This is a genomic window from Micromonospora sp. NBC_01392 (assembly GCF_045040125.1).
GTDB lineage: Bacteria > Actinomycetota > Actinomycetes > Mycobacteriales > Micromonosporaceae > Micromonospora.
This window is the reverse complement of sequence record NZ_CP109549.1, coordinates 1107108-1125264: the sequence shown is the minus strand read 5'-3', so window position 1 is coordinate 1125264 and position 18157 is coordinate 1107108. Positions and strand designations below refer to the sequence as shown.

20 protein-coding genes are annotated in these 18157 nt (G+C 72.4%); 8 read left to right on the top strand and 12 right to left on the bottom strand.

The window, feature by feature from the left end:
* Positions 1-25 precede the first annotated feature (25 nt).
* Both OG767_RS05420 and OG767_RS05415 read right to left on the bottom strand, forming a co-directional pair.
* Positions 26-472, bottom strand: a complete 447-nt coding sequence (locus tag OG767_RS05420; RefSeq protein WP_405092416.1) for a hypothetical protein — start codon at positions 470-472, stop codon at positions 26-28.
* 22 nt (positions 473-494) lie between these two features.
* Positions 495-836 (bottom strand): hypothetical protein, encoded by a 342-nt coding sequence (locus tag OG767_RS05415; protein WP_107162328.1) that lies wholly within the window; start codon positions 834-836, stop codon positions 495-497.
* A 264-nt stretch (positions 837-1100) separates the two neighbouring features.
* On the opposite strand from OG767_RS05415, the gene OG767_RS05410 reads away from it, so the two are divergent.
* The 3 genes from OG767_RS05410 (at position 1101) to otsB (ending at position 2955) form a co-directional block, all read left to right on the top strand.
* Positions 1101-1541 (top strand): XRE family transcriptional regulator, encoded by a 441-nt coding sequence (locus OG767_RS05410; RefSeq protein ID WP_405092415.1) that lies wholly within the window; start codon positions 1101-1103, stop codon positions 1539-1541.
* A 162-nt stretch (positions 1542-1703) separates the two neighbouring features.
* Complete coding sequence (locus OG767_RS05405; RefSeq protein WP_107162326.1) at positions 1704-2057, top strand: hypothetical protein; 354 nt, start codon at positions 1704-1706, stop codon at positions 2055-2057.
* A gap of 70 nt (positions 2058-2127) precedes the next feature.
* Entirely contained in the window at positions 2128-2955 is an 828-nt protein-coding gene (gene otsB / locus OG767_RS05400) for a trehalose-phosphatase (protein WP_405092414.1), read from the top strand.
* Positions 2956-3108: 153 nt separating this feature from the next.
* On the opposite strand, the gene OG767_RS05395 is transcribed toward otsB, so the two are convergent.
* The 4 genes from OG767_RS05395 to OG767_RS05380 form a co-directional block, all read right to left on the bottom strand.
* Positions 3109-3879 (bottom strand): isoprenyl transferase, encoded by a 771-nt coding sequence (locus tag OG767_RS05395; RefSeq protein WP_281942819.1) that lies wholly within the window; start codon positions 3877-3879, stop codon positions 3109-3111.
* A 252-nt stretch (positions 3880-4131) separates the two neighbouring features.
* Positions 4132-5280: a geranylgeranyl reductase family protein gene (locus OG767_RS05390; protein ID WP_405092413.1), complete on the bottom strand. Its 1149-nt coding sequence runs from the start codon at positions 5278-5280 to the stop codon at positions 4132-4134.
* 168 nt (positions 5281-5448) lie between these two features.
* The gene (locus OG767_RS05385; RefSeq protein WP_405092412.1) at positions 5449-6288 is read right to left on the bottom strand and encodes a hypothetical protein; all 840 of its coding nucleotides are present in this window, start codon (positions 6286-6288) and stop codon (positions 5449-5451) included.
* Positions 6289-6328: 40 nt separating this feature from the next.
* A complete protein-coding gene (locus tag OG767_RS05380) occupies positions 6329-8170 on the bottom strand; it encodes a phosphoenolpyruvate carboxykinase (GTP) (protein ID WP_405092411.1) in 1842 nt (613 codons plus the stop codon).
* 441 nt (positions 8171-8611) lie between these two features.
* Between OG767_RS05380 and OG767_RS05375 the strand changes: the two genes are divergently transcribed.
* Both OG767_RS05375 and OG767_RS05370 read left to right on the top strand, forming a co-directional pair.
* Positions 8612-9148 carry a GtrA family protein gene (locus OG767_RS05375; protein ID WP_405094140.1) on the top strand — a complete coding sequence of 179 codons (537 nt, stop codon included), beginning with the start codon at positions 8612-8614 and terminating at the stop codon, positions 9146-9148.
* Positions 9149-9211: 63 nt separating this feature from the next.
* On the top strand, positions 9212-9910 hold the full coding sequence (locus OG767_RS05370) for a GtrA family protein (RefSeq protein WP_405092410.1): 699 nt from the start codon (positions 9212-9214) through the stop codon (positions 9908-9910).
* 25 nt (positions 9911-9935) lie between these two features.
* On the opposite strand, the gene OG767_RS05365 is transcribed toward OG767_RS05370, so the two are convergent.
* Positions 9936-10505, bottom strand: a complete 570-nt coding sequence (locus tag OG767_RS05365) for a PH domain-containing protein (protein ID WP_405092409.1) — start codon at positions 10503-10505, stop codon at positions 9936-9938.
* Between the two features lie 141 nt (positions 10506-10646).
* A complete protein-coding gene (locus OG767_RS05360; protein ID WP_405092408.1) occupies positions 10647-11519 on the bottom strand; it encodes a biotin--[acetyl-CoA-carboxylase] ligase in 873 nt (290 codons plus the stop codon).
* Positions 11520-11616: 97 nt separating this feature from the next.
* Here OG767_RS05360 and OG767_RS05355 point away from each other — a divergent pair, with 97 nt between their 5' ends.
* The gene (locus OG767_RS05355; RefSeq protein WP_405092407.1) at positions 11617-13200 is read left to right on the top strand and encodes an acyl-CoA carboxylase subunit beta; all 1584 of its coding nucleotides are present in this window, start codon (positions 11617-11619) and stop codon (positions 13198-13200) included.
* A 66-nt stretch (positions 13201-13266) separates the two neighbouring features.
* Here the strand turns inward: OG767_RS05355 and OG767_RS05350 are convergent, their stop codons facing one another.
* From OG767_RS05350 to OG767_RS05335, 4 genes are all read right to left on the bottom strand, one after another.
* The gene (locus OG767_RS05350) at positions 13267-14145 is read right to left on the bottom strand and encodes a hypothetical protein (RefSeq protein ID WP_405092406.1); all 879 of its coding nucleotides are present in this window, start codon (positions 14143-14145) and stop codon (positions 13267-13269) included.
* Positions 14138-14641 carry a SigE family RNA polymerase sigma factor gene (locus tag OG767_RS05345; protein ID WP_405092405.1) on the bottom strand — a complete coding sequence of 168 codons (504 nt, stop codon included), beginning with the start codon at positions 14639-14641 and terminating at the stop codon, positions 14138-14140. Before OG767_RS05345 ends, OG767_RS05350 begins: the two co-directional genes overlap by 8 nt.
* Positions 14642-14698: 57 nt before the next feature.
* Positions 14699-15682, bottom strand: a complete 984-nt coding sequence (locus OG767_RS05340; protein WP_405092404.1) for a ketopantoate reductase family protein — start codon at positions 15680-15682, stop codon at positions 14699-14701.
* A gap of 159 nt (positions 15683-15841) precedes the next feature.
* A complete protein-coding gene (locus OG767_RS05335) occupies positions 15842-16585 on the bottom strand; it encodes a M50 family metallopeptidase (protein WP_405092403.1) in 744 nt (247 codons plus the stop codon).
* A 99-nt stretch (positions 16586-16684) separates the two neighbouring features.
* Here OG767_RS05335 and OG767_RS05330 point away from each other — a divergent pair, with 99 nt between their 5' ends.
* Both OG767_RS05330 and OG767_RS05325 read left to right on the top strand, forming a co-directional pair.
* Complete coding sequence (locus OG767_RS05330) at positions 16685-17245, top strand: Uma2 family endonuclease (protein ID WP_405092402.1); 561 nt, start codon at positions 16685-16687, stop codon at positions 17243-17245.
* A 93-nt stretch (positions 17246-17338) separates the two neighbouring features.
* Positions 17339-18091, top strand: a complete 753-nt coding sequence (locus OG767_RS05325) for a GH25 family lysozyme (protein ID WP_405092401.1) — start codon at positions 17339-17341, stop codon at positions 18089-18091.
* The last annotated feature ends 66 nt before the right edge of the window (positions 18092-18157 follow it).

The following is an 18157-nucleotide window of genomic DNA, read 5'->3' as shown; positions in this document are numbered from 1 at the left end:
GCACGGCGCGTACCGGACGCGGGCCTCAGCCCGGCCGCCGCACCAGCGCCCCGGCTCGGGGGCCGGCGGCGGCCGCGTCGAACGACGACCCGGTGTACGTGGTGCCGGCGCGGGCGACGGCCCCGCCGAGCTGAGCGGTCGCGGTGACCCGTACGGCCGGCGCCCCGGTCCGTACGCCCGGCGCGTCGGGGCGGGCGGTGACCGCGGCGGGCACGGCGGTGCCGGCGAACGGCGGGCCGGTACGCCCGACCGAGGTCACCACCGTCGGGGCGGGCGTGGCCAGCGCCGAGGCGATGACGGCCTGCGCCTCCCGACGCCGACGGTTCCAGGCGCCCCGGTCACCGTCGAAGTAGCCCTGCCGGTAGCCGAACCGGTAGCCGATCCGATAGCTGAGCTGGCCGTGCAGCCGGCCGGCGGCGTAGCAGGTGGAGCCGAGCACCAGGACGAGGACGACGGCGAGAAAAGGGCTCACCGGGCCACCTCCGCCGCCCGGCTCATCGCTCGTCCGCCCCGGGCAGCGGATCGACCACCAGTAACCGCTCCAGATCGGCGGTGCTGACCTCCTCGACCAGCTCCACACTGATCCGGCAGCCGTCGAGGATCACCTCGGCCACCGAGGCCCGGCGGATCTCGCCGCCGGAGTCGTAGACCCGCACGCTCAACTCGGGGCAGCCGAGGTGGGTCCGCCAGGCGTCCCACTCCTCCCGGTCGCCGACGTTGAGCGAGAGGTAGCGGCAGCCCCGGGCGAGGTAGAGGCGCCAGGGCGCGCTCAGCCCGGCGGAGACGCCGTCCGCGATCAGTCCGAAGGCCTGGGCGCGGGTCGCGAGTTCGGTCACGACACCCCCTCCGCACCGGCGGAGTGACGCATGTGAGCACTTGTCGTCTCAAGCACGTGACACAACGTAAGTTGTCTCATGGGCGTGACAGTATCAGCTTTTCGTCCGCTTGCCGCCGTACTGGTGTCTATCTATCCTGCCCGGGTGACACCCCTCGACAGCGGCTCTGGAGCGGCGCTCGGCAGCCACCCACCGGCGTCACGTCGGCGTGACACCAGCGCGCCGAGCAACCCCGGCGCGAGCGACTGGCCGTACCGTCACGGGGTGAGCGAGACGGCCAATGCACGGAAGATCTCCTTTGCCACCTTCGTCCGCCGCGCGTTGGACGACGCCCGCGCCATGCGCGCGTGGAGTGGCACCGAGGTCTCCCGGCGCACCGGCGTCTCCCGCCAGACCATCAACCGCTGGGTACGCGGCGACTGGGCGAGCGACCCCGAGGCCGAGCGGGTGGTCGCGTTCTGCGAGGGGCTCGGGCTCGATCCGGCCACCGCGTTCACCGCGCTCGGCTGGGACCGGACGACCGGCCCCCGCACCGCACCCACGCCCCCACCGATGGACCCGGACGTCGAGGCGCTGCTGCGCCGACTGGTCGACCCGAACGTCTCCGACGCGGAGAAGTTCCACATCCGGGAAACCATTCGTTACCTCGCATATCGCCCGACACTGCCAGCCAATGTCCGAAATAGGGGCAAACAGGCCGGCTAGTTCTCAGATGGCGAAAGAACGGAAAGGCAGTACCGATCGTTTCGCCTCGGGGCCGGATCGGACCGGCTAGCGTCCACGTTTGTACTGCTAAGGGCTCGTCGTCGGCGGGGGGACGGGACACAGCCGAACCCAGCCCTGCGGGACAGAAGGAGGGGTCTGTCCATGACCCTGAAATGGTTGGCAGTCGTGGTCGCGGTGGTGTCGGTGACATCGTGCGTGACCGGCAACGTGGTGGTCGGCGTGCTGGACGGCGGGCAGCTTCCCCTGGTCGTCAATCTCCTCGCGCTCACCACCACCGGCACGGCGGTGATCCTCGCCGTGGTGGCCGAGTTGCACGACCGGCTCAACGACCGGGTCAGCGCGCTCACCGAGTTCCTGGTGGCGCGACTCAACGAGATCGAGGCGCACACCGGCGACCGGAACACCGGCTTCGTGGAGGGGTACCTGCTCAGCCACGGGCAGGAGGCGGCCGTGGTGCCGTTCGGGCGCCGAGGACGGGGAGCCGCCGAACGCTGAACTCCCGCGTCGTCCCGACGTCACATCTCGGCCACGAATACGCCGCCCGGCGCGGGGTACGCTGTCGCGCGTGCCGCCGTTGAATCTGGGCAACCAGCAGCCGAAGACCCCGTTGGACGCCGAGCACGCCTGGCGGGCCACCGCCGCGCGTGCGGGTGACGTGGTGCTCTTCTTCGACTTCGACGGCACACTGGCGCCGGTCGACGACGATCCCACCGCGGTCCGCCCCGCGCCGAAGGTGCTCGCCGCGCTGGAGGCGCTCGCCCCGCGCGTACGCCGGATCGCGATCGTCTCCGCGCGCCCGGTGGAGTTCCTCCGCGACCATCTCGGCGGCCTCACCGGCGTCGACCTGTACGGGCTCTACGGCCTGGAGCACAGCCACTCGGGCGGCGAGACGGTCACCGAGCCGGCCGCGCTGCCCTGGGTGCCGACCATGGCCGAGCTGGCCGAGCAGGCCCAGGCCGAGCTGCCGCCCGGCGCGCTCGTCGAGTTCAAGCGGCTCTCCGTCGCGCTGCACTGGCGCACCGCGCCGCAGCTCGGTGACCTGGTGCAGGAGTGGGGCCGGGCCCAGGCCGAGCGGCTGGGCCTGCGGTGTCAGGCCGGCCGCATGGTGCTGGAGCTGAAGCCGCCCGTGGACCGGGACAAGGGCATGGTGATCGGCGAGACGGTCCGCGACGTCGGCGGGGCGTGGTATTTCGGCGACGACGTCTCCGACATCAAGGCGTTCGCCGCGCTGCGCGCCCGCGCCGCCACCGATCCCGACTTCCTCGGCGTGTGCGTGGCGGTCGCCAACCCGGAGACCGGTCACGAGGTCGCCGACGCCGCCGACCTGACGCTCGACTCCCCCGCCGCCCTGGGCGACTTCCTCACCGCCGCCCTCCCCCACCTGACCCCCTGACCCCCCTCCCTCTCCCCGCCCTCCCCGCCCGCTTCGTCGATCTTGCACTTGCCGCCCCGACAAAGGCGGGCGAAAGCCCCAGATGCGGGGCCGAATGTGCAAGATCAGCGAGGCGGGGCGGCGGACGCGGGGGTGGTGAGGGGCGGGGCGGGGTCAGGCGCCGTAGCGGCGTTGCCGGGTGGCGTAGGAGCGCAGGGCGCGGAGGAAGTCGACCTTGCGGAAGTCGGGCCAGTTCAGCTCGCAGAAGTAGAACTCCGAGTGCGCGCTCTGCCAGAGCATGAAGCCGGAGAGCCGCTGCTCCCCGCTGGTCCGGATGATCAGATCCGGGTCCGGCAGGCCCTTGGTGTAGAGATGCTCGGAGATGTGGTCGACGTCGAGCGTGGTGGCCAACTCCTCGATCGTCCCGCCGCGCGACGCGTGCTCCAGCAGCAACGAGCGGACCGCGTCGGCGATCTCGCGCCGGCCGCCGTACCCGACGGCGATGTTGACCTGGGCGCCGCCGTCGCGGTCCCGGGTGCGCTCCTCGGCGGCCTTCAACGCGGCCGCGTGCTGCGCCGGCAGCACGTCGAGCGCGCCCACCATGCGCAGCCGCCAGGGATTGCCCTGCTCGGCCAGCTCGGTGGTGAGATCCTCGATGATCTGGAGCAGCGGGTCCAGCTCGGCGGCCGGCCGGGAGAGGTTGTCGGTGGAGAGCAGCCAGAGCGTGACGTGCCCGACGCCGGCCGCGTCGCACCAGCGGAGCAGCTCCTTGATCCGCTCGGCGCCCATCCGGTGACCGTCGTTCGGATCGACGAAGCCCATCTCCCGGGCCCATCTGCGGTTGCCGTCGCACATCACGCCGACGTGGGCGGGCACCGGCTTGCCCGCGAGCTTCGCGGTCAGCCGGCGCTCGTACACGGAGTAGAGGAGTTTCCGCAGAGTCATCACTTGCAGGGTAGCGACCCACGGGAAAGATCAGTGCCGCGGTGGCGCATCGCGGGACGGCGGGTCGCCTCCGGCCCGGCATGCCGACCCCGGCGGGTCACTCCCCGGTCCGGCGCGGGCGCGGCGCGTCACCCCCGGGGCCGGCGTCGGCGCGGCGCGTCACCCCCCGGGCCGGCGTCGCCGCCGCGCGTCACCCCCCGGGCCGGCGTCGCCGCCGCGCGTCATCCCCGGGGCCGGCGTCGCCGCGGCGCGTCATCCCCGGGGCCGGCGTTGGCGCGGCGCGGCGGCGGCGATCGCGCCCAGTGTGCGGGCGTCCAGGCGGCCGTCGCCGAGCCCCAGCTCCACCACCGTCCGGTAGACCCGCTCGTCCCGGCCGGCCGCGCCGACCACCGCGTCCACCACCCACTGCCGCCGGGCCAGCCAGGCCGCCGCCGAGCTGTGCCGCAGATGGGTGCCGAGCTGGGCGCGCAGCGCCGCCGCGTACCGCCGGGCCGCCTCGGCGGGCGCGCCGGCCGCCGCCGCCCCGGCCAGCGCGCCGGAGCGCAACGCGTAGAAGATGCCCTCGCCGGTGAACGGGTTGATCAACGACAACGCGTCGCCGGCCAGCACCACCCGGCCCCGGCCCGGCGCCGGCCGGTGGGTGGAGAGCGGCAGGTGGTGCGCCCGCAGGTCGGTCACCGTGGCCGGGTCGGTGCCCGGCAGCAGCGCCGCCATCCGGTCCAGCAGGTGCGCGCGGGTCAGCGGCTCGCCGCGCAGCACCTCCCCGTACCCGACGTTCGCCCGACCGTCGCCGATCGGAAACACCCACGCGTACGCGGGCCAGCGCGCCGCCGAGGTCACAATGAGCTGCTCGGGTGGGCCGGGCGGCGTCGGCGCGTAGCCGCGGATGGCGAGCGCGAGGTGCCGGTCCGGGTTCACCGGGTGCCCGAGCGCCCGGCGCAGCACCGAGCCGGCGCCGTCCGCGCCGACCACCGCGCGGGCGGTCAACTCCCCGTCGAGCACCACCCGGTCGACGCCGACCTCCACCCGGCGTACGGTGTGCCGCCGCAGCTCCGCCCCCGCCCCGACCGCCGCCCGGACCAGCCGCGCGTCGAACACCCGCCGGGGCACGGTGTACGCGGGCCGGGGCAGCGCCCGGGCCACCGCGCCACCGCCGGGGCCGACCAGGCGCAGCGCCGGCAGCGGCGGATATCCGTCGACCGCGCCGGTCACGCCCAGCTCGGCGAGCACGTCCAGCGCGTGCGCGGCGATCCCGTCCCCGCATGCCTTGTCCCGTGGGAAGTCGTGCCGGTCGAGCAGCAGCACCCGCGCCGCCCCGGCCCGCCGCGCGGCGAGCGCCGCCGCTGCCCCGGCCGGACCCGCCCCCACCACCACGACGTCCCACACCGCGTCACCACCCACCCCCCAATCCTCCCCCGCCCACCCTTCCCCAACCCCCCACCGCGCCCACCCACCTGGTCGATCATGAAGTTGGCGGCGAGTTCGATCTCCCCAACCGCCGCCAACTTCATGATCGACTCCGGTCCCGCACGGGGTGGGGGTGGGGGTGGGGGGTCAGGGGGTGGGGGGTCAGGGGGTGGCGCGGTGGAGGGAGTAGAGGGTGAGGGTGGCGGCGGTGAGGAGGGGGGCGCCGTCGCGGATCAGGCCGTCGGAGCCGAGCAGCCACCAGCAGAGCGGGAGGTCGAGCGCGAGCACGCCGAACGTCACCACCACCAGCGCCCGCCGGGCCCAGCCCTTGCCGCGCAGCAGGAACGCAGTGCAGAACAGCACCGCGTAGCTGGCCGCGATGCCGGCGCCGATCCAGAACAGCACCGCGGGTACGGCGGCGACCCCGCCGTCCAGCAGTGACCCGGTCGCCACCAGCGCCGGCACCAGCATCAACGGGCTGTAGGTGAACGCGGCGACCCGGGCGGTCAGCAGCCACCCGTTCGCCTGCGGGCGCTTCGGCGTCACCTCGCGCCAGGCGATCGTCCCGCCCTCGACGACCAGGCCCTTGCGGTGCCGGACCAGGTGCGCCCGGACCGCGTCGGAGCGGTAGAGCAGCACCACCACGGCGACGCAGAGCGCGGTGAGCGCCGCGAAACCGAGCAGGCCGGGCAGCGCCGGCACCCCCTGCCGGGGCACGATCAGGCGGCCCACCGCGAAGACAGTGGTCACGGCCAGGATCAACCCGAACGGGCGGGCCGCCACCCGTCCCCGGTTGACGTGCCCGATCAGGATCAGGAAACCCAGCGAGCGGAGCATCGCCCAACCGGTGCGCACCGCGAGGCCGAACTCCTGCTCCGGGGCGTACCAGTAATTGAGCAGCTCGACCACGACGGTGGCCCCCGCGGTCACGGCGAGCAGCGTGGTCAGCGCCCGGACGGCGGACGGCCGCCGGACCTCGACAGGTTCGGCGGCCGTCCTCATGGCATCCGTTGTTGCCCGGCGCGGGCAACCGGCACACCTGTTACTTCTGCGGCTCCACGTCCAGCCGGGCGCGCAGCGCGTCCAGCTCGGCCCAGAGCACGCCGGGGAGCTTGTCACCGAACTTCTCGAACCACTCGGTGACCAGCGGCAGCTCCTTGCGCCACTCCTCCGGGTCGACCTTCAGGGCGATCCGGACGTCCTCCGGGGTCATGTCGAGGCCGTCGACGTCCAGCGCGTCCTGCGCCGGGACCATGCCGATCGGGGTCTCCACCGCGTCGGCGGTGCCCTCCAGGCGCTCGATGACCCACTTCAGGACGCGGGAGTTCTCGCCGAAGCCCGGCCAGAGGAAGCTGCCCTCGGCGTCCTTGCGGAACCAGTTGACGTAGTAGATCTTGGGCAGCTTGGCCTCGTCGCCGTCCGTGCCCTTGCCCATCTCGATCCAGTGCCGGAAGTAGTCACCGGCGTGGTAGCCGATGAACGGCAGCATGGCCATCGGGTCGCGGCGCACCACGCCGACCGCGCCGGACGCGGCGGCGGTGGTCTCCGAGGAGAGCGTGGCCCCCATGTAGACGCCGTGCACCCAGTCCCGCGCCTCCGTGACCAGCGGGACGGTGTCCCGCCGCCGGCCGCCGAACAGGATCGCGTCGATCGGCACGCCGTTCGGGTCGTAGTAGTCGTCGGCCAGGATCGGGCACTGCGTGATCGGGGTGCAGAACCGGCTGTTCGCGTGCGAGGAAAGGTGGTCGCTCTCCGGCGTCCAGTCGTTGCCCTTCCAGTCGATCAGGTGCGCCGGCGGCTCACCCATGCCCTCCCACCAGATGTCGCCGTCGTCGGTGAGCGCCACGTTGGTGAAGACCGAGTTGCCGCGGTCCAGCGTCCGCATGGCGTTGGCGTTGGTCTTCCAGTCGGTGCCGGGCGCGACGCCGAACAGGCCGTACTCCGGGTTGACCGCGTAGAGGCGGCCGTCCGGGCCGAAACGCATCCAGGCGATGTCGTCACCGATGGTCTCGACCTTCCAGCCCGGGATGGTCGGCTCCAGCATGGCCAGGTTGGTCTTGCCGCAGGCCGACGGGAAGGCGCCGGCGATGTGGTAGACCTTGCCCTCCGGCGAGGTGATCTTGAGGATCAGCATGTGCTCGGCCAGCCAGCCCTCGTCGCGCCCCATCACGCTGGCGATCCGGAGCGAGTAGCACTTCTTGCCGAGCAGCGAGTTGCCGCCGTAGCCGGAACCGAAGGACCAGATCTCCCGGGTCTCCGGGAAGTGCGAGATGTACTTGGTCTCGTTGCACGGCCAGGCCACGTCCTGCTGGCCGGGCGCCAGCGGCGCGCCGATCGAGTGCAGCGCGTGCACGAAGTCGGCGTCGTCGCCCATCGCCTCCAGGATCGACGACCCCATCCGGGTCATGATCCGCATCGAGGCGACCACGTACGGGCTGTCCGTGATCTCGACGCCGAACATGGGGTTCTCGGCCTCGACCGGGCCCATGCAGAACGGGATGACGTACATGGTGCGACCGCGCATGCTGCCGCGGTACAGCTCCGTCATCGTCCGCTTCATCTCGGCCGGCGCCATCCAGTTGTTGGTGGGGCCGGCGTCCGCCTCGTCGACGGAGCAGATGAAGGTGCGCTCCTCGACCCGGGCGACGTCCGTCGGGTCCGTCCGCGCGTAGAACGAGTTGGGCTTCTTCTCGGGGTTCAGCCGGATCAGGGTGCCGTTGGAGACGAGTTCGTCGGTGAGGCGACGCCACTCCTCGTCGGACCCGTCCACCCACACCACCCGCTCCGGGGTGGTCAGTTCCGCGACCTCTCGGACCCAGGCGAGCAGTTTGGGGTGGGACGTCGGGGCCTGATCGATACCCCGAACAACAGCCGGAGCAACCATGTCACATCTCCTTGTGGTCGACGCTGACCGATCTATGGGATGCACGAGTTCTGGCGGGTGAGGCGCCGCCGTCGTGGAAACCTGGGATTGGGCTCAGCGTAAACCGGGCTGCCTCCCCAGTCAGTGGGACTGGTTGTGAAGAACTGCACAAGGTACGCCCACGCTGCGGCTACACGATCTGATACCCGCTTTCGCGCGCAGTTTCACGCAAATCCTTCGGCGAACCTTCCACCGCCCGACCCGCGGAAGCGGGATTACGTGATGCGCCACATGCATTCGTACGGTCGGTTACGCTCTGCTCACGGACATTCGGAACGGACCACCGGACCGCCTCCCGGCGACCCGGCCGCGGCGGACGGCGGGGAAGTTGTCGCGGCCGACTCGCCGTTGCGGCCGGTCCCCCTTCCCCCCAACCGGTACTCTCGGCGGGTGGCCGCGACGATGACCGGGGACCAACCGGGGGCTCCGCCGACCCGTTCGGGTCCGATCGGAGCGCTGCTCCACCGCTTCGGCCACCTCATCCACGAGCTGAGCAAGTTCGCCACCGTCGGCGGCTTCGCCTTCCTCGTCGACTTCGCGCTGTTCAACTACCTGTCGAGCGGGCGCGGCATGCCGCCGCTGGCGGCGAAGACCATCTCCACCGTGATCGCCGCGACGGTCGCCTTCCTCGGCAACCGGTTCTGGACCTGGCGACACCGCCAACGCTCCAACCCCGCCCGCGAGTACGCGCTGTTCTTCTTCTTCAACGGGGTGGGCCTCGGCATCGCGGTGGCCTGCCTGGCGATCAGCCGCTACGGCCTGGGTGCGATCTGGCCGGCGGTGTTCCAGACGCCCCTGGCCGACAACATCGCCAGCTTCATCGTCGGCACCGGCCTGGGGACGCTGTTCCGCTTCTGGTCGTACCGACGATTCGTCTTCGTCGAGGCGGGAACTCCCCCCGTTCCGGCACCGAGCCGAGATCGAGAGTCCGGGGCGTGACGCACCGCCCATCCCGACCCGCCGGGCCCAGCCGGCCCTGCCCACTGCCCTAAGGTGTTCCGCATGCCTGGAGTCCGTCTGCTGCCCGAGCGCTGGCAGAAGTTCATCCGCGAGGCGGCCAAGTTCGGCATCGTCGGCGGCATCAACACCGTCATCAATTACGCGGTGTTCAATGCGCTGGCACTCACGGTTTTCCGGGACGGTCAACTCAAGGCGACCGTGATCGCGACCATCGTCGCCACGATCACGTCGTATCTGATGAATCGGCACTGGACGTACCGGGATCGACCGAAATCCGCCCTACGGCGGGAATACGTCCTGTTTTTCCTGTTCAACGGCGCCGGCCTGGTCATCGAACTCGGCGTCCTGGCATTGGCGAAGTACGGCCTCGGCGTACACGGCCTGCTGGCGTTGAACGTGGCGAAGACGGTCGGCGTCCTGCTGGCCACCCTGTTCCGCTTCTGGTCCTACCGCACGTTCGTGTTCCAGCCGGTGCCGAAGCACGCCGAGGAAACCTGGCACGCCCTGCCCCGCGACGAGTGGGACAACGTCGCGGAGATGGACCCGGTCGCCGAGCTGGCCGAATCGGTGAGCGAACTGGAGGAGGAGGAGCCGCCCCCGGGCGCGAGCCGCCCGAGGAGCGACTACACGCCGCCCCAGGGGCGTACGGCTCCGGTCGACGCCGCGCTGGGCGGGGCGCTCCGCGCCGACCTGGACGCCGAACTGGCCGCCGAGTTCCCGTCCCGCCGCGCCCGCCGCTGAACGTGGGCGCCCGCCCTGGCGCGGCTCACGAGGGGTCGCGGAGCGGCTTCCCGTCGGCCATGTCGGCCAGCATCTCCCGCATCTCGCCGTCGCCCAGGCTGTGCTTGTCGTGGTGGGCCTCGACCAGCTCGTAGAGCTTCGTCTGCACCCGGTCCACGTGTGGCACGTCGTGCAGCACCGACTGGCCCCGCTCACCGGCCGACTCGATGGTCAACGTGCCGCAGCCGAGCATCCGCTCCACGAAACGCTGGTGCATGGCGTGGTCGTTGATCCGGGTCAGCGGCAGGTCCCGCCGGTTGCGGGAGAGCACGCCCTCCTGGAGCAGCACCCGCTCGTTGGTGAACAGGTAGTGCGTGGTGCGCCAGACCAGGAACGGCCACAGGCCCAGCCAGAGCACCAGCGCCAGGCCGAGCCCGGCGAGGACGTACAGCGCGATGGCGCCGCCGTCGCCGTCGGGCAGCAGGATCCAGCCGGCGACCACCGCCGCGACGGTGAGCGCCAGCACCAGGATCGGCCGGATCAGGGCCTTCCAGTGCGGGTGCAGGTGCAGCACGACGTGCTCGTCCTCGGTGAGCACGTCTTCGGGGAACGCCACTTCGAACCTCCTCGCGGAACCGGACGCGCTGACCGTAACCGGTCGGGCCCCCCCGGCGGCATCGGCCGCGCGGGCCGGAGGCCGGGTGGTGTGAGACGGGGCCCCACCTATACCGAAGGCGTTAAGAAGGGGCCCCTCCTTCTACCGCAGGTGGAGCACGTCGCCGGCGGCCAGGCGGAGGGGGGCGCCGGCGGCGTCGACCAGGAGTTGGCCGTCGGGGTCTACGCCGGTCGCGGTGCCGTGCGCCTCGCGCCCGTCCGGCAGCAGCACCCGTACCCGGCGGCCGATCGTGGCGCACCCGGCCAGGTACGCGTCGCGCAGCCCGCTGGCCTCCGCGTCACCCCCGGCGTCGCGCCAGCGCGCGTACCAGTCGGCGAGCGAACGCAGCAGCGCCCGCAGCAGCGGATCGCGGTCGGTGGCGGTGGCGCCGGCGAGCTGGAGCGAGGTGGCCGGCAGCCCGGTCGGGTTCTCCGGCAGCTCGGTGGCGCGCAGCGTCACGTTGAGGCCGACGCCGACCACGATCGCGGGCGGCCGGTCGCCGTCGCCGGGCACCGCCTCGGCGAGCACACCGGCGCACTTCGCGCCGTCGACCAGCAGGTCGTTGGGCCACTTCAGCCGGGCGTCCAGCTCGGCCAGCAGGCGAACCGACTCGGCCAGCGCGACGCCGGCCAGCAGCGGCAGCCAGCCGTACCCGGTGGCCGGCACCGGCGACCAGCCGCGTTCGGCGTCCGCCTCCCCGGGCCGGAGCAGGACGCTGGCCGCGATGCCGGCGCGCGGCGGCGACTGCCAGACCCGGCCCCGCCGCCCCCGGCCGGCGGTCTGCCGCTCGGCGACCACCACCAGGCCCTCCGGTTCGCCGGCCCGTGCGGCGGCCACCACGTCCGCGTTGGTCGAGCCGGTCTCCACCAGCAGCTCCAACCGGCGCCAGGGCCCGTGCGGCGCGACCAGCGCCCGCCGCAGCCGGGCCGCCGACAGCGGCGGGCGGTCCAGATCGGTGTACGGCGAGCCGGGCATCCCGCCAGCCTACGGCCCCCCGGGTTCGCCGGTCGCCGGTAAGCGGTGAGGCGCACTGCACAACCTCACCCACCTGAACCATCGTTATATTCCACGGGTGACTACCGAGACCGGGACCACCATCCACACGACCGCCGGCAAGCTGGCGGACCTGGAGCGACGGCTCGACGAGGCGGTGCACGCCGGGTCGGCGCGCGCGGTCGAGAAGCAGCACGCGCGGGGCAAGAAGACCGCCCGGGAGCGGATCGATCTGCTCCTCGACGAGGGCTCGTTCGTCGAGCTGGACGAGTTCGCCCGGCACCGCTCGACGAACTTCGGGCTGGAGCGCACCCGCCCGTACGGCGACGGCGTGGTGACCGGCTACGGCACCGTGGACGGCCGGCAGGTCTGCGTGTTCGCGCAGGACTTCACCGTCTTCGGCGGCTCCCTCGGCGAGGTCTTCGGGGAGAAGATCGTCAAGCTGATGGACCTGGCCATGAAGATCGGCTGCCCGGTCGTCGGCATCAACGACTCCGGTGGCGCGCGGATCCAGGAGGGCGTCGCCTCGCTCGGCCTCTACGGCGAGATCTTCTTCCGCAACGTGCGGGCCAGCGGCGTCATCCCGCAGATCTCCCTAATCATGGGCCCGTGCGCGGGCGGCGCGGTCTACTCCCCGGCGGTCACCGACTTCACCGTGATGGTCGACCAGACCTCGCACATGTTCATCACCGGCCCCGACGTGATCAAGACGGTCACCGGCGAGGACGTCGGCATGGAGGAGCTGGGCGGCGCCCGCACCCACAACGCCCGCAGCGGCAACGCGCACTACCTCGGCACCGACGAGGAGGACGCGATCGACTACGTGAAGGCGCTGCTGTCGTACCTGCCGTCGAACAACCTGGACGAGCCGGTGGTGTTCGACGCCCCGGCCGAGCTGGCGATCACCGACGAGGATCGGGAGCTGGACACGCTGATCCCGGACTCGGCCAACCAGCCGTACGACATGCACCGGGTCATCGAGCACGTGCTCGACGACGGCGAGTTCCTCGAGGTGCAGCCGCTGTACGCGCAGAACATGGTGGTCGGCTTCGGCCGCGTCGAGGGTCGCCCGGTGGGCGTGGTGGCGAACCAGCCGATGCAGTTCGCCGGCACGCTCGACATCGCCGCGTCGGAGAAAGCGGCCCGGTTCGTGCGCACCTGCGACGCGTTCAACGTGCCGGTGCTGACGTTCGTGGACGTGCCCGGCTTCCTGCCCGGCACCGGGCAGGAGTGGGACGGCATCATTCGGCGCGGCGCGAAGCTCATCTACGCGTACGCCGAGGCCACCGTCCCGAAGGTCACCGTGATCACCCGCAAGGCGTACGGCGGCGCGTACGACGTGATGGGCTCCAAGCACCTCGGCGCGGACCTCAACTTCGCCTGGCCGACCGCGCAGATCGCGGTGATGGGCGCCCAGGGCGCGGTGAACATCCTCTACCGCGCCGAACTGGCGAACGCCGAGGACCCGGCCGCCGTCCGCGCCGAGAAGATCGCCGAGTACGAGGACACGCTGGCCAACCCGTACATCGCCGCCGAGCGCGGCTACGTCGACGGGGTGATTCCGCCGCACGAGACGCGGACCCAGATCGTGCGGGCGCTGCGGGTGCTGCGCACCAAGCGCGAGACGCTGCCGCCGAAGAAGCACGGCAACATCCCGCTGTAGGTGTAAGGAGGGGCCCCCTGTTAACGCCTCGCGTAGAGCAGGGGCCCCTTCTCGCACGGGCCTGGGTCAGCAGCCGGGGTTGGCGGCGACGCACATCCGCGCGGCGGCGGCCCGGGCCACCTCCCGCAGCTGCGCCTCGCGCGCCTGGGCGTCGGGGAGGCCGGTTCGCAGCGCCCCCGCCGGCACGAGGACGCTGACCAGGTCACCCACCCGGACGACCACCCGGCTCTCGAACACCGGCGGGTAGCCGGGCGGCTGACCCGTCGTCGCGTCGGGCAGCACCGTGGCGGTGTGTCGGAGCAGCACCGCCTGGTCGCCGGCGAACCCGCTCTCGGCGATCGTCCAGCGGTGCTCGAACCGGGCGTCGGTCATCCCCCGATCGGTGTAGGCCTGACCCGCCGCCTGCCACGCACCGCAGGCCCCCACCCGGTGTTCCAGGTCGCCGATGAACCGGCGGGCCGCGTCGGGCTCGATGCGGTAGAGATCCTGGGTGATCACCACTTCGGGCGTGGTCTGCGGCTTTCCGGCCACGACCGCGGCCAGCATCGTCTGGGAACGGGAGTAACGCGAGCGCGGTTCCTCCGCCGGCAGACCCTGGGCCTTGCCGCAGACCTGGAGCAGGTCGTCGACCCGGGCGGGCTCGTCGAGACTCGAGTCGGCCAGACGCTCACCGGTCGGGACCGGCACGTCCTCCGGCGCCAGCATCGCCGCCGCCGGAATCTCCGCGTACCCGGCGATGGCGTCGGCCGCGGGCGGCGGCGGGGTGCCGGTGCGGTCCACCATCGTCGCGGCGAGCGCGGCGACCACCACCACCGACACGGCGGCCAACGCCGCGGTCCGCCGGGTGCGCCGCCGGGCCGTGGCCCGGATCTCCGCCGGCTCCGCCCACCGGACGGTCCGCAGGTCCCGGTGCAGCACCTCCACGAGCGTGACGTCGTCAGGCATCTGCCGCCTCCTCTTCCAGATCCACGACGGCGAGCAGCCCGGCGAGCGCGCTCCGCCCCCTCGACAGCCGGGCCTTGACGGTGCCGACCGGCGCCTCGGTCTCCCGGGCCACCTCGGCGACCGGCATGCCGAGCAGGTAGTGCATCGCGATGGCGGTGCGTTGCGCCTCGGGCAGCCGGCGCAGCGCGGCCACCACGTCCATCGTCTCGGTGCTCGGCGCCGGCACGTGATCGTCCGCCCCGTGCCGCAGGTAGGCACGGGCCCGGCTGCGCAGGCTGCGCCACCGGCTCACCGCGATCCGACTGGCCACCACCCGCACCCAGGACTCCGGGTCGTCGTACCCGCGCACGGTCGACCACCGCTGCCAGGCCCGGATGTACGCCTCCTGCACCGCGTCCTGCGCCTCTGCCAGGTCACCGGTGAGCACGTACACGAAGCCGAGCAGCCGTTGTCGGCTGCCCCGGTAGAACTCGTCGAAGCCGTCGCTGTCGGGCACTGCCACCTCCCCGTGTTCGCCAGGGACACGCCTGGCGGCGCGGCTCGGGTTGCCCGCTCAGCCGACCAATTTCTCCAGTTCCCCGCGGGGGAAGCCGCCGGCCGGGATCCGTTCGCGGACCGCCCGCCGGACGGCGGTCTGGACCGCGGCGTTGACCGGGGTGGGCACCCCGTGCAGGCGGCCGAGCAGCACGATCTCGCCGTTGAGGTGGTCGGCCTCGGCGGAGCCGGCGCCCCGGGCGAGGCTCTGCCAGGTGGAGCCGCCGGACCGCGTCTCGCCGTCGACCGGTCGGTGCGCCACCAGGTCACCGCGCGCGGCGGCCTCCTCCTCGCGGGTCGTGTGCGGGATGCCGGCGGCGGCCAGCGCCGCCTCGCCCTCGGCGCGGACCCGGGCCGACAGCGGCTCGGGCACGTCGCGGCCGAGCAGCGCCTGGAGGCCGTTGCCGAGGTTGGCCAGGAGCTTGCCGTACTTCCAGCGCATCACGTCGTCGCGGACCGGGGCGACGAACCCGGCGGCGGTCAGGTCGGCGGCGACCGCCCGGCCGGTGTCGTCGGCGCCGGTCGGGTAGCGCCCGAGGTGCAGCATCCCCGGATGCGGGTGCCCGTTGGCGACCACGACGCCCGGTTCCAGGTGGGTGGCGGGCAGCCACACGCAGACCGGGTGCACCCGGGCGAAGAGCCGCAGCGCGGCGGGTTCGTTCGCCACCCCGTTCTGAGCCAGCACGACCGGGAGCCGCTCGCCCGCCGTGCCGCCGCCCGCCACCGGCGCGTCGGCCCAGGTGGTCAGCGCGGCGACGGTGTCCTGCGACTTCACGGTGAGGACCAGCACGGTGTCGGCCGGCAACGGTGGGCCGCCCGGCCCGGCCGCCGCCGGCAGCCGGCCGGACACCGTGCCGCGCGGCGTCCGCAGCGTCAACCCCCGCTCGCGCAGCGCGTCCAGGTGGGCGCCGCGGGCCACCAGCGTCACGTCGCGGCCGGCGTCGGCCAGCAGTACGCCGATGGTGCCGCCGACCGCGCCCGCTCCGATGATCACGTATCGCACCGGTCCGATTCTGCCTCGCCGGGCCGGGTACCGCCCGGAACGGTGGCGTGTCCCGGATCCGCCGCCGACCGGTACGCCCGCAGATGCCGTGCGACGAGGCGTGCCGCGTCGCGTCGCGTCGCGGGCACCGGAGCGGCGGGTGCCGGAGCGCGGGACGGGTCAGCCGGTGAGGCCGGTGTCGGCGAGGATCGGGCCGGCCAGCAGCAGCGCGCCGGCGACCAGCGCGCCGACACTGACCAGCAGGAACACGGCCACCCAGAACAGCGGCGGGAACGGCGTGAGCCGGGCGAGCTGGTCGGCGTCCGACTCCGGCATCCGGCCGCGGCTGCGTTGGCGGCGCAGCTCGAACACCGGGCGTACGCCGCCGAACAGCAGGAACCAGACCGAGGTCCAGGCGAACGCGGCCTGGACCTGGGGCGAGGTGTACCAGGAGACGGCGAGCACCAGACCGCCGGTGACCAGCAGCGACAGCGCGCCGAACAGGTTGCGGATCAGCACCAGCATGGCCAGCAGCAGCGCCACCGCGACCCAGAGCAGCAGCGTGATCCGGTTTCCGGCCAGCAGCCACGCGCCGGCCAGGCCGAGCAGCGAGGGGGCGACGTAGCCGGCGAGCAGCGTGAGGATCATGCCCGGTCCGGAGGGCCGGCCGGCGGAGAGCGTCAGCCCGGACGTGTCCGAGTGCAGCCGGATGCCGTGCAGCCGCCGACCGGTGAGCAGCGCCACCAGCGCGTGGCCGCCCTCGTGGGCGATGGTCACCGCGTTGCGGGCGATCCGCCACGGCAACCGGGTGGCGACCACCGCGAGCGCGACCACGGCGGTGAGCACCACCAGCAGCGGGGGCGGGTCCGGCTGGGCGCTCAGCAGCGTGTCCCAGAGCGTGGTGAGACCGTCGATCAGGGGCATGGGCGGGGAGCCTACCGGCCGGAGTCGTGTCGATCGACCGGCCCGGCCTCGTAGAGTGTGAGACTGATCGGACGAGGCACCGGAACGGAGGTGAGGTCGGTGAGCGCAGCCCCCTTGGAGCCCCACAGCTCGCACGTGGGTCCGTGGACCGAGGCCGACTACCTCGCGCTGGAGGACAGCCTCGACCGCATCGAGCTGCTCGACGGGAGCCTGATCGTGACCCCTGCCCCGGGCAAGAGGCACCAGTTGGTGTCTTGGAACCTGGTGGGCAGCCTGCGCCGGGCTGCCCGCCCGCTCGGATTGTTGGTGTTCGAGGCGGTGAACGTACGGCTCGGCGTCAATCGCATGGTCATCCCGGACGTGGTCGTCGCTGACACGGACGACGAAGGCACCGTGGTCGAGGCCGGCGAGGTCAGGCTGGTATGTGAAGTCGTCTCCCCCGGCAACGCCGCCGCCGACCGGGTCCTGAAGATGCAGCTCTACGCGATCGCCCGCATTCCGTGGTACCTGCTGGTCGAGCAGGACGGCGACAGCCACTCGCTGCGGCTGCACCGGCTCGACGGTGAGCACTACGTCGAGGACGCGATCGCCAAGGCCGGCGAGACACTGACGGTGATCGAGCCGTTCCGCTGGGCCATGGACCCGGGCACGCTCCGCTGAGCGCGATGAAAATTTCTTTGCGCCCTATTGTGATCTAGGGCAGTAACCTCCAAAGATGGGCGTCAATCAGTTGACGTCCTCTGGAGGCAAACCATGGCCCGTACCAGACTCTCCGTACGCCGACTCCTCGCCGCCGGCCTGGCCGTCGCCGCCACCGCGGCCGCGGCCCTCGTGGCGACCGCCGGACCGGCCGCCGCCGCGACCACGCCCGGCATTGACGTCTCCCGCTACCAGGGCACCATCAACTGGACCAGCGTGCGGAACTCGGGCATCCAGTTCGCCTTCATCAAGGCCACCGAGGGCACCAGCTACAAGGACCCGAACTTCAACACGAACTACGTGAACGCCTACAACGCCGGCGTGATTCGCGGGGCGTACCACTTCGCCCGGCCGAACATCTCCGCCGGCTCCACCCAGGCCGGCTACCTGGCCAGCAACGGTGGCGCCTGGTCCGCCGACAGCCGGACGCTGCCCGCCGCGCTGGACATCGAGGCCAACCCGTACAGCGGCGGCTACTGCTACGGCCTGAGCACCACCGGCATGCGCAACTGGATCCAGGACTTCCTCAACACCTACCGCTCCCGCACCGGCCGGTACGCGGTCATCTACACCACCACGAGCTGGTGGAACCAGTGCACCGGCAGCTGGACCGGGCCGTGGGCCAACCACCCGCTGTGGCTCGCCCGCTGGTCGAGCACGCCCGGCACGCTCCCGGCCGGCGCCCCGGTCTGGAGCTTCTGGCAGTACACCGCCACCGGAAGCGTCTCCGGCATCAGCGGCAACGTCGACCGCAACTACTGGAACGGCGACCGCACCCGGCTGATCGCGCTGGCCAACAACACCTGACGGACGTGCACGGAAGCGGGACCGCCCCGAACCGGGGCGGTCCCGCTGTCGTCGTACCGTCTTGAT

Excerpts from the sequence above, each read along its gene's own strand:
- OG767_RS05405 (WP_107162326.1), top strand. The coding sequence starts at position 1,704 with ATGACCCTGAAATGGTTGGCAGTCGTGGTCGCGGTGGTGTCGGTGACA.
- OG767_RS05395 (WP_281942819.1), bottom strand. The coding sequence starts at position 3,879 with ATGACTCTGCGGAAACTCCTCTACTCCGTGTACGAGCGCCGGCTGACC.
- OG767_RS05385 (WP_405092412.1), bottom strand. The coding sequence starts at position 6,288 with ATGAGGACGGCCGCCGAACCTGTCGAGGTCCGGCGGCCGTCCGCCGTC.
- OG767_RS05380 (WP_405092411.1), bottom strand. The coding sequence starts at position 8,170 with ATGGTTGCTCCGGCTGTTGTTCGGGGTATCGATCAGGCCCCGACGTCC.
- OG767_RS05375 (WP_405094140.1), top strand. The coding sequence starts at position 8,612 with ATGACCGGGGACCAACCGGGGGCTCCGCCGACCCGTTCGGGTCCGATC.
- OG767_RS05370 (WP_405092410.1), top strand. The coding sequence starts at position 9,212 with ATGCCTGGAGTCCGTCTGCTGCCCGAGCGCTGGCAGAAGTTCATCCGC.
- OG767_RS05360 (WP_405092408.1), bottom strand. The coding sequence starts at position 11,519 with ATGCCCGGCTCGCCGTACACCGATCTGGACCGCCCGCCGCTGTCGGCG.
- OG767_RS05350 (WP_405092406.1), bottom strand. The coding sequence starts at position 14,145 with ATGCCTGACGACGTCACGCTCGTGGAGGTGCTGCACCGGGACCTGCGG.
- OG767_RS05335 (WP_405092403.1), bottom strand. The coding sequence starts at position 16,585 with ATGCCCCTGATCGACGGTCTCACCACGCTCTGGGACACGCTGCTGAGC.
- OG767_RS05325 (WP_405092401.1), top strand. The coding sequence starts at position 17,339 with ATGGCCCGTACCAGACTCTCCGTACGCCGACTCCTCGCCGCCGGCCTG.